9 protein-coding genes and 1 pseudogene are annotated in these 7,376 nt (G+C 56.3%); 7 read left to right on the top strand and 3 right to left on the bottom strand.

Annotated features, from left to right (window positions below; genetic code table 11):
* Positions 1–397, bottom strand: a pseudogene (locus ERD84_RS15440) (NADP-dependent malic enzyme); the annotation flags it as partial.
* A 164-nt stretch (positions 398–561) separates the two neighbouring features.
* On the opposite strand from ERD84_RS15440, the gene ERD84_RS15435 reads away from it, so the two are divergent.
* The 3 genes from ERD84_RS15435 to ERD84_RS15425 all read left to right on the top strand — a co-directional run bounded on the left by ERD84_RS15435 (position 562) and on the right by ERD84_RS15425 (position 3,591).
* Positions 562–1,476: a LysR family transcriptional regulator gene (locus ERD84_RS15435; protein WP_218948081.1), complete on the top strand. Its 915-nt coding sequence runs from the start codon at positions 562–564 to the stop codon at positions 1,474–1,476.
* A gap of 196 nt (positions 1,477–1,672) precedes the next feature.
* Entirely contained in the window at positions 1,673–2,713 is a 1,041-nt protein-coding gene (gene bioB, locus ERD84_RS15430; RefSeq protein ID WP_371743188.1) for a biotin synthase BioB, read from the top strand.
* Positions 2,714–2,742: 29 nt separating this feature from the next.
* The gene (locus ERD84_RS15425; RefSeq protein ID WP_130040562.1) at positions 2,743–3,591 is read left to right on the top strand and encodes a DMT family transporter; all 849 of its coding nucleotides are present in this window, start codon (positions 2,743–2,745) and stop codon (positions 3,589–3,591) included.
* Here the strand turns inward: ERD84_RS15425 and ERD84_RS15420 are convergent.
* Both ERD84_RS15420 and ERD84_RS15415 read right to left on the bottom strand, forming a co-directional pair.
* Positions 3,523–4,953 (bottom strand): MFS transporter, encoded by a 1,431-nt coding sequence (locus tag ERD84_RS15420; RefSeq protein ID WP_130040561.1) that lies wholly within the window; start codon positions 4,951–4,953, stop codon positions 3,523–3,525. The genes ERD84_RS15425 and ERD84_RS15420 overlap by 69 nt on opposite strands.
* A gap of 71 nt (positions 4,954–5,024) precedes the next feature.
* Complete coding sequence (locus tag ERD84_RS15415; RefSeq protein WP_130040560.1) at positions 5,025–5,531, bottom strand: peroxiredoxin; 507 nt, start codon at positions 5,529–5,531, stop codon at positions 5,025–5,027.
* Between the two features lie 182 nt (positions 5,532–5,713).
* Between ERD84_RS15415 and ERD84_RS15410 the strand changes: the two genes are divergently transcribed.
* The 4 genes from ERD84_RS15410 to ERD84_RS15395 are packed head-to-tail and all read left to right on the top strand — an operon-like array spanning position 5,714 to position 7,363.
* Complete coding sequence (locus tag ERD84_RS15410) at positions 5,714–6,109, top strand: hypothetical protein (RefSeq protein ID WP_130040559.1); 396 nt, start codon at positions 5,714–5,716, stop codon at positions 6,107–6,109.
* A gap of 50 nt (positions 6,110–6,159) precedes the next feature.
* Positions 6,160–6,657 carry a cyclic pyranopterin monophosphate synthase MoaC gene (gene moaC / locus ERD84_RS15405; RefSeq protein WP_130040558.1) on the top strand — a complete coding sequence of 166 codons (498 nt, stop codon included), beginning with the start codon at positions 6,160–6,162 and terminating at the stop codon, positions 6,655–6,657.
* The gene (locus ERD84_RS15400; RefSeq protein ID WP_130040557.1) at positions 6,638–6,889 is read left to right on the top strand and encodes a MoaD/ThiS family protein; all 252 of its coding nucleotides are present in this window, start codon (positions 6,638–6,640) and stop codon (positions 6,887–6,889) included. The genes moaC and ERD84_RS15400 overlap by 20 nt, the downstream gene beginning before the upstream one ends.
* A 3-nt stretch (positions 6,890–6,892) precedes the next feature.
* On the top strand, positions 6,893–7,363 hold the full coding sequence (locus ERD84_RS15395) for a molybdenum cofactor biosynthesis protein MoaE (RefSeq protein WP_130040556.1): 471 nt from the start codon (positions 6,893–6,895) through the stop codon (positions 7,361–7,363).
* Positions 7,364–7,376: the final 13 nt, after the last annotated feature.

The following is a 7,376-nucleotide window of genomic DNA, read 5'->3' as shown; positions in this document are numbered from 1 at the left end:
TGCCCCCAAACGTGGGCTCAAGCCCGGCAATGATGTCGACCAGCTTGTCCGGATCGGTTTCGTTGATTTCAATGTCGAACACATCGATACCGGCAAACTTCTTGAACAGTACCGCCTTGCCCTCCATGACCGGCTTGGAGGCCAGCGCACCAATATTGCCCAGGCCCAGCACCGCCGTACCGTTGGTGATCACGCCCACCAGATTGCCTCGGCCTGTAAACCGGAAGGCATTCATGGGGTCAATCACAATCTCTTCGCAAGCGGCCGCTACTCCTGGCGTATAGGCCAGGCCCAGATCTCCCTGCGTCGCCAGAGGCTTGCTGGCTGTAACCGATACTTTTCCTGGACGAGGAAATTCGTGGTAATCCAATGCCGCTTGCCGATCTGCTGTACTCATTTCCTTGCCTATCTGTAGTGTCTTAATGCTGGCATTCTAGGCTTGTTGCATAACTTAATTATTCTGATTTAGTATGATTTCATATCCAAATAGTTATTAAATGAGGCATTGTGGCTAATTTCGATCCAGATGAGGTCATACGCAAGCTGACACAGCGTCTTAAAATGCGCCATTGCGTGCTGCTGCTTCGCATAGCGCAGCACGGCTCATTGACTCGCGTGGCCGAAGATATGGCGACCAGCCAGCCAGCCATCACCAAAGCCCTGGCTGAGCTTGAATCCATGTTTGGCGCAGAACTGTTCGACCGTTCTGTACGCGGCATGGCCCCCACCGCTTTGGGCAAGATTGCACTGGCCCACGCCCGGGCCATGGTGCATGACCTTGACCACCTGGCCCGCGACATGGAAGCTGTCGCAGCCGGGCACACGGCACACCTGTATGCGGGCATCATCCCTTTCATTTCCGGCCAGATTATCTCCAGCGCCATCCAGAGCACGACATCGGCAGGCGACCAACGCCTGCTCATGACCCTGCGCGAAGGAGACAGCCATCACTTGCTTGACGAACTGCGCAATCACACGCTGGACCTGGTCGTGGCCCGCGCCTCGGCAACATTGAATATTCAAGATCTGGATTTTGAAGTGCTGTACACCCAACAGCCACGCCTGATTTCCAGTCGTCGCCTTGCCGCCCAGCTTGCCCGGCGCGCGCCCGATTGGCATCAGTTGGCCCAGCTGGACTGGATCCTTGGCGCCGTACACACACCCGAGCGCGAACAGGTCAGCACTGTTTTTCTGGAAGCAGGCATCACGCCACCCACGCCTCTTGTTGAAAGTTACTCAACCAAGCTGATAGGTGAATTGATCGCATCCAATGACGAAGCCATATCGATAGTGCCAGCAGACGTGGCTGAGGAGCTCGTACGCATTGCCGGCGTGGCCATCGTGCCTTATTCGTTTAACTGGACGCTGCCCCCTATTGCTTTGTTTACCCGCCAGCGTGACCAACGCCGCCAAGCCCACGTCTTGCTGGCCAACGCACTACGCGAGGCAGGCAGACGAATTGCGGGCGGAGGCTAAATGCACGACGCAAGGCAGCGAAGCCAGCATTAAGGTTACAAAATAACACAACAAGAGCGCGCCACCAGCTTGAAAGCGCTGCACTTTGAATTAAACGAAAATACAACAACATTCGCGAAAATTAGCATAACTTCGTTCAAATTTCACATCAAACAGCCATTCCAGCTGCTTGCTAGGCCTATCGCACAACTCTAATATGGCCGCCATGAAACCCACCATCTCTACACCAACCATCACTTCAGCTCATGCCCAGCAAGCCTGGAGTGTTACGCAGATCCTGCAACTGTATGAACGGCCTTTCCTTGACCTCCTGCATGAGGCTCAAACTGTCCATCGCGCGTATCATCAGCCCAGCACCGTACAATTATCCAGCCTGCTCTCCATCAAGACAGGCGCCTGCCCTGAAGACTGTGCATATTGCCCGCAATCGGCGCGCCACGATACCGGCGGCAAGCAAGAAGCCTTGATGCCACTGGAAGATGTACTGGAAGCTGCCAGAAAGGCACAGGCCAATGGCGCCCAGCGCTTCTGCATGGGTGCAGCGTGGCGCTCTCCTACCGCCCGGCAACTGGATAGCGTGGTTGAAATGGTGGGTGCCGTCAAAGCCCTGGGGCTTGAAACCTGTGTCACATTGGGCATGCTCAAGGAGGGCCAGGCCGAGCGTCTGCGCGACGCGGGACTGGATTACTACAATCACAACCTGGACACCTCGCCGGAGTTCTACGGCAACATCATTACAACACGCAGCTACCAGGATCGCCTGGACACGCTGGAGCGCGTCCGTAACGCCGGTGTTCATGTCTGCTGCGGCGGCATCGTTGGCATGGGTGAGTCGCGCAAGGAACGTGCCGGCCTGATCGCCCAACTGGCCAACCTGTCCCCCTACCCCGAGTCTGTTCCGGTCAATAATCTGGTGAAGGTGGCTGGCACGCCGTTAGAAACCACACCCGACATAGACCCTTTTGAGTTTGTCCGCACCGTTGCCGTGGCACGCATCACCATGCCTCGTGCCGTCGTACGGCTCTCTGCCGGTCGTGAAACCATGAGCGACGCCGTACAGGCGCTGTGCTTCATGGCAGGCGCCAATTCGATTTTTTATGGCGAACAGCTGCTGACCACGGCCAACCCTCAAGTCAATCAGGACCAGCAATTGTTCCAGCGCCTCGGGTTGACGGCCGCCCCTGACAACCCGGCAACGGCCGCGTTCGAGCATGACTCTCAAGCAACACCAGCATAACGCTTCATCATTGACTTCCCGCATCCTCCATGTACACACTCATCATCAGTATCGCCTGCAGCGTTGCGGTATCCGTTCTGCTAAAGATTGCCCGCCAGCAACGGATCGAAATAGACCAGGCTATTGCCGTGAACTACGCGGTGGCAGCCAGCCTGTGCCTGCTCATCCTGCAGCCCGAGCCGGCCACCTTATTGAATCCTTCGACACCATGGTGGGTGCTGATCACACTGGGCGTGCTCCTGCCAGCCATCTTTCTGGCGATGGCTGGCGCCGTACGACACGCTGGCATCGTGCTGAGTGATGCAGCCCAGCGTCTGTCATTGTTTCTTCCCCTGATCGCCGCGTTCCTGCTGTTTGGCGAAGATCTCTCGGGCAGCAAGCTGGCTGGCATCGCCCTTGCCTTGACCGCTCTGATTTGTTTGCTGCTGCGACCACGCGCTCAGGATGGATCGGGTGATACCGCAAGAACCGTGTTCTATTTACTCGCCGTCTGGCTGGGTTATGGCACCATAGACATTCTTTTCAAGCAATTGGCCAAAAGTGGCGCCGTGTTTTCCAGCAGCCTGCTGGCGGCCTTCACACTCGCGGGCATACTGATACTTGCCTACCTGATTATCCGACGCAGCATATGGCACCGGCGTAATGTGGTGGCGGGCGTAGTGCTTGGCCTGCTCAACTTCAGCAATATCTACTTTTATATCCGTGCCCACCAGGTTTTCCCACAAAACCCGACCCTGGTTTTCTCGGCGATGAATATCGGTGTGATCTCACTGGGCACACTCGTAGGCGCCGGTTTTTTCAAAGAAAAGTTATCTCTGGTTAACGTGCTTGGAATCGCCCTGGCCATCGGCGCCATTGTGATCCTGATCCCCCGCTGAACCTGGCCCAGCCACCCCGGGTTCAGCCACCCCGGGTGCAGCCGGCTGGTCTGAATCCGGGGACTCGGCCGGATGCTCCAGCTCGACCGAATCCTCGGGCTCAATTGGCGCAAAGGAAACATCGCTTTCCACATCGACCCGCGGATCCAGTGTGGCCACGACTTCGGAGGCATGCAAGGTATCGCCCATGGGTACAAACTGCGTCGGGGCGTCTTCACTCAGGTTGTCGCCGGTTACGCGTTGTGGGCGTATCAGGGCAACCAGCACTACGGCACACGCAGATATGAACACAAAATAGACACTGCTCTCGAGCTCACGCATCAGTACACCGACCACCAAAGGCCCAATACAGGCGCCCACGCCGTAAACCATATACAAAATTGCGCTCAGGCCCACCCTGCGGTCCTGCTCGACGTTATCGTTGGCAAAAGCAGCCCCCAACGGATACAGGGTGAACTGCAGCGCGCCAAAAGCGCATGAAAACACCACCAGCAGCCAATAAGGCAGCGTCCACCAGCCCCATAAAGGTATGGCCAGCAAGGCCAAGGCCAGCGCATTGACGCGTATCATGCCTACACGGCTTATGCGGTCTGCCAGCCAGCCCAGCGGCCATTGCGCCACCACACCCGAAGCCACCGATGCCGCCAGGAACACGGCAACCTGGCTACTGCTGAGACCCTGCTTGACCGCATACACAGGCGCAAGGCCATAGAAGGCGCCAGTAATGGCACCTGCAATAAACAGCACCGTCATGGACAGAGGTACGCGCGATACATAGTATTTGACATGCAGCGGTGCCGGCAGCTGCAAGGCGGGGTGCAAGCGCCGGGTAAGGGCAACCGGCACCAGGCATAGGGCCGAACATATCGCCACAAAAATCAGTGGCTGATAGTTAAGATGTGGAAACAGCGTCAGCGATAGCTGCCCAAGCACCGTACCCAGGCTGGAGCACACCATGTAAAAGGCAAATACCCGGCCCCGCTGATGATTTTCGGTCTGCTCATTGAGCCAGCTTTCAAGCACCATGAACTGGGTCACCATGGCAACGCCTGCCACAAAGCGGAAACCCAGCCAGATCCACAAATTGTCAAGCAGTGCCAGTGCCAGGATGGTGACGGTGACAATAGCGGCCGTAGCCGAATAGGCGCGTATATGGCCAACCTGGATGATGATTTTGTGCCCTATCCGGGCACCAAACACCAGTCCAAGATAATAAATGGCGATCAAACCGCCTACCCACAGTTCGGAAACCGATAGCGCCGTCAGGCGCAGGCCCAGATAGGTATTGAACAGCCCAGACCCAACCAGCAACAGTATGGTGGCCAGATACAAAGAAAAAAAGGCGCCTATCGTTTGAACCATCGCGGGTAACGGAATATTTTGAGCTAAATAAAAAAATCACGCGGGTGGCTCGCACCCGGGCGAATGCAGGTTTATGACACCTGATCGAGCAAGGTCTGGGCATCGCTCACCTGGAACTGGCCGCCTTCTTCTATATTCAAGTGTGTGACCACACCATCGTCGAGCACTGCAGAATAACGTTGCGAGCGAATCCCCATACCCCTAGCGTTCAGGTCAAGCTCCAGACCCATATCGCGCGTCCAGTTGGCGCTGCCGTCAGCCAGCATACGGACGCGTCCATTGGCACCTTGGTCTCTGCCCCATGCGCCCATCACAAACGGATCATTGACCGCTATGCACCAGATTTCGTCAACGCCCTTGGCCTTAAGCTCATCGTGCAGCTGCAGATAGCCCGGCAGATGCTTGGCCGAACACGTCGGTGTAAAGGCGCCGGGAACGGCAAAAAGGGCTATTTTCTTGCCTTTGGCCAGATCGGCAACCTGGAAACTATTGGGACCCACAGCGCAGGTGTCGGTTGCAGTTTCGATAAACTCAGCCAAGGTGCCGTCGGGCACTCGATCGCCTACTTTAATAGTCATTGCACACTCCTTTTGAAAGAAGCTCTCATCATACGACGCCCCAGGCGACCATGTCATGACTCCAGCCATCTGGCCGTCATTTGATACACATCAGTACCTTTTTTTCATGCATATGTAAACATTGTCCTGCACAATAAGAACCCGGCCTGTAGCAGGCACGCAGCACACCCCAGGAGGTCACTTTGATACTACCCAAACTATCAGCTGCCATATTGGCCATGTCACTGCTGGGTAGCGCGTTCGCTGCCAGCGTCCTGGAACGAAACATTTCGCTGGACCAGTGGGTCATGATGTGCGGCGCCGTCAATGGCGCTGCCGATCAAGTCGGCGCCACCGACGAAGAAAGACGCCAGCATCGCCTGACCTCGAAGGCGCACCTGATGCGCTATGCCATCGAACAAGGCTACCCCCTGGATGAGTTCGACGCCCTGTTCGACCAAGGCATTATCGAAGGCAGGAAACTGACAGCAGGCCGGTTGGGTTCAGATCCCGACAAACTGACAAAGCTGATGAATGGCTTCCATCGCGATGCCAGCATAGGCTACCAAGACGTCAAGAACGCGCTCGACACGACTTGAATTGCGTATATGATAGAGCTGTTGTTTTTCGATAGCCTACACAAGACACAATGAGCTCACCTTCCACCGAAACGCCCGTTCTCAGCCATCTTGACGAATCGGGCCAGGTCCGCATGGTCGACGTCAGCGGCAAGCAGCCATCCCAGCGCACAGCAATTGCCGAAGGCCGCATCCGCATGAGTCCGGCTGCCTATCGGCTGCTGTCCAGTCAAGATAATGCAAAAGGTGAAGTACTCAATACCGCCCGCGTGGCAGGCGTGCTGGCCGCCAAGCGTTGTGCTGAACTGATCCCGCTGTGCCATAGCCTGCCGCTCAGCTTTGCCGGTATTGATTTCCTGCCTGACGACACCACACACAGCATCACGATCACGGCAACGTGCCGCAGCGACTACAAAACAGGTGTCGAAATGGAAGCCATGACAGCCTGCAGCGTGGCGGCCCTGACTATCTACGATATGTGCAAGGCGGCCGACAAAGGCATTGTTCTTGAAAATATACGGCTACGCTACAAATCCGGAGGTAAAAGCGGTGAATGGCGCAACGATTAAAGTAATGTATTTTGCACAGGTGGCCGATCTCACCCGTGTACGTGAAGAATCATGGCCCTTGCCCGAGCCCATCAGCGGATCCGATTGGCTGGCTGCGCTGGGCGAGCGCTATCCTCAGCTTGCTCCCATGAGTCGCCTCAAGCTGGCCATCAATCAACAGCACGCGCCTCACAGCAGCATGATTCAGCCTGGCGATGAAGTCGCTGTATTCGAACCCGTCACGGGGGGTTGAGCAGTGGTTATCGTGCAAGAATCCGACTTCGATGTTGCCCAGCTCATGGACGACTTGCGTCAGCGCGGCGCCGGCAAGGCAGGCGCTTTGGTGACCTTCACTGGTTATGTGCGCGATTACACCCACGATACCGCTACTCAGTCCTTGTTCCTCGAGCACTATCCCGGTATGTGCGAGCGCGAAATCGAAGCCTTGTGCAGCAGCGCGCAGTCACGCTGGGATATCCACGAATGCCTGGTTGTTCATCGCGTCGGCGAGCTTCAAAACTCGGACCAAATTGTGTTTGTCGCAGCAAGCAGCGCGCACCGTGGCGATGCATTCAAGGCCTGTGAATTCCTCATCGACGCCCTGAAAACCCGTGCTCCATTCTGGAAGCGCGAAACCCTGGCCAACGGCGAACGTTTCTGGGTTCAGCAGCGTGAAGCAGACGCCAGCAAAACATCGCAATGGAACGACTCCGCACCCACAAAATAAAGAAGAAAGGTTT

Origin of the sequence: Pollutimonas harenae (assembly GCF_004153685.1) — a bacterium.
Classification (GTDB): domain Bacteria; phylum Pseudomonadota; class Gammaproteobacteria; order Burkholderiales; family Burkholderiaceae_B; genus Pusillimonas_C; species Pusillimonas_C harenae.
This window is presented reverse-complemented; position numbering and strand designations above follow the sequence as displayed.

Bases quoted from the DNA above. Each gene is read 5' to 3' on its own strand.
- ERD84_RS15435 (WP_218948081.1), top strand. From the start codon at position 562: ATGCGCCATTGCGTGCTGCTGCTTCGCATAGCGCAGCACGGCTCATTG.
- bioB (WP_371743188.1), top strand. From the start codon at position 1,673: ATGGCCGCCATGAAACCCACCATCTCTACACCAACCATCACTTCAGCT.
- ERD84_RS15425 (WP_130040562.1), top strand. From the start codon at position 2,743: ATGTACACACTCATCATCAGTATCGCCTGCAGCGTTGCGGTATCCGTT.
- ERD84_RS15420 (WP_130040561.1), bottom strand. From the start codon at position 4,953: ATGGTTCAAACGATAGGCGCCTTTTTTTCTTTGTATCTGGCCACCATA.
- ERD84_RS15415 (WP_130040560.1), bottom strand. From the start codon at position 5,531: ATGACTATTAAAGTAGGCGATCGAGTGCCCGACGGCACCTTGGCTGAG.
- moaC (WP_130040558.1), top strand. From the start codon at position 6,160: ATGAGCTCACCTTCCACCGAAACGCCCGTTCTCAGCCATCTTGACGAA.